The following is a 1,565-nucleotide window of genomic DNA, read 5'->3' as shown; positions in this document are numbered from 1 at the left end:
CAACGTGGTCCGGCTGTTGGCGCCGAGCGCGTCGCGCACGTACGCCCGGGCGGCGGCCAGCGGGTCCGCGCCGCCGAACTGCGCGGCGGCCGCCTCCGGGTCGACGAGCACCAGGTGCCGGGCGGTGGCCTCGGTCGCGCCGTCCCGGTCGGCGAAGGTCCAGGTGCCACTGTGTCCCAGCAGCAGCTTCGGCACCTCCAACTGCTTGTAGGCGATCAGGTCGGTGGCGCGGCAGACCCGCACCGAGCGGGTGCGGTGGGTGGAGCCGTCCCCGGTCACCGTCTCCATCTCCAGCGTCTGCGACCCCGGCTCGTCCTCGGTGAGGCGTACCCGCCGCACGTGCGGCAACCGTTCCGCCCACCGGTCCGCCCGGTCGACGAACTCGAAGGCGTCCGCCGGGGACCCGGACAGGGTGACCGTGTCCGCGAACTCGACCACGAGGTCGCCCACCGGCCGGCCCAGGCCGGCGACGCGGGCCAGCGCCGCCAGCTCGGCCGGGCTGTTGCGGTCCACCGCCGTGGTGACCCAGTCCAGCGCGTCGGCATCGTCGTCGACGACGGTGAACTCGTGGCTGAGCCGGACCTCGGTGCCGCCGCCGGACGCCGGGCGGAACAGCCACTCGCCGCGCATCGAGGCCACCGGCGCCTGGCTGCGGTCCTGGGCGAACCGGATCCGGAGGTCGACCGGGTCGAGCACGCGGCTCGACGTCCAGGTGCTCACCCGGTCGTTGACCAGCGCCCAGATCCGGAACCGCTCCCGGTCCCCCTCCCGGCCGAAGTGCTCGACGTGCACGGTCGGCCCGAACACCACCGGCCACCGGCGCACCTCGGCGACCAGCTCGAAGACCTGGTCGGGCGAGCCCGGCACCACCGCGGTGTGCGCGGTGCGCCGGCTCCGGTTCGATCCACTCATGACGGTGACCTCCCTTCGGGTCAGGCCGTGGCGGCGGCCGTGTTCACCGCGTCGAGGACGGCCTTCGGGGTCGCCAGCTCCATCACCTGCTCGTCCGGCAGGCGCACCCCGAAGCGCTGCTCGATCCGGGCCGCGGTCTCCATCAGGGCCAGCGAGTCGTAGCCGAGGTCCTCGAACGGGACGTCGGCGATGTCGCCGCTGACGTCGTTCGAGTCGTCCTCGCCGGCGCACTCGACGAGGATCTCGCGCAGGTCGTCCAGGGTCATCAGGGACATGTCGTCTCTCCTCGGTAGGCGATCCGGCACCGGGCGGCACCGGGTCGGGAATGCGGAGGTCAGGCCGCCGGGACCGACTCGGCGGCGGCGCGTACCAGCACCGCGGCGTTGAAGCCCCAGCGGCCGCGGGCGAGCACCAGGGCGGTCCGCACCGGCGCCTCCCGCGGCGCGTCCCGCACCAGGTCGATGCCGTAGTCGGCGGGCACGTCGCCGGTGTGCCAGGTCGGCGGGATCAGGCCGTCGCGGATGGCGAGCAGGGCGGCGACCACGTCCAGCGGCCCACCGCCGGGACCGGCAGCTACACCTACGCCGGCGCCGACCAGGTGGAGCTGACCTCCGGCAACGGCACCACGATGGTGTTCGGCCGGCAGGACCAGT

2 protein-coding genes and 1 pseudogene are annotated in these 1,565 nt (G+C 74.2%); all 3 read right to left on the bottom strand.

Features of this window, described 5'->3' with window-relative positions:
- On the bottom strand, positions 1-912 hold a 912-nt coding region (locus HUW36_RS32535; RefSeq protein ID WP_174531546.1), incomplete at its 3' end, for an aromatase/cyclase.
- Between the two features lie 20 nt (positions 913-932).
- On the bottom strand, positions 933-1,187 hold the full coding sequence (locus HUW36_RS32530) for an acyl carrier protein (protein ID WP_174531545.1): 255 nt from the start codon (positions 1,185-1,187) through the stop codon (positions 933-935).
- 59 nt (positions 1,188-1,246) lie between these two features.
- Positions 1,247-1,565 (bottom strand): annotated as a pseudogene (locus tag HUW36_RS32525) (hypothetical protein); the annotation flags it as partial.

It is taken from the genome of Micromonospora maritima (assembly GCF_902825405.1).
Taxonomy (GTDB): domain Bacteria; phylum Actinomycetota; class Actinomycetes; order Mycobacteriales; family Micromonosporaceae; genus Micromonospora; species Micromonospora maritima.
The sequence above is the reverse complement of the archived record's forward strand: the minus strand, read 5'-3'. Positions and strand labels throughout refer to the sequence as shown.

Excerpts from the sequence above, each read along its gene's own strand:
- HUW36_RS32530 (WP_174531545.1), bottom strand. The coding sequence starts at position 1,187 with ATGTCCCTGATGACCCTGGACGACCTGCGCGAGATCCTCGTCGAGTGC.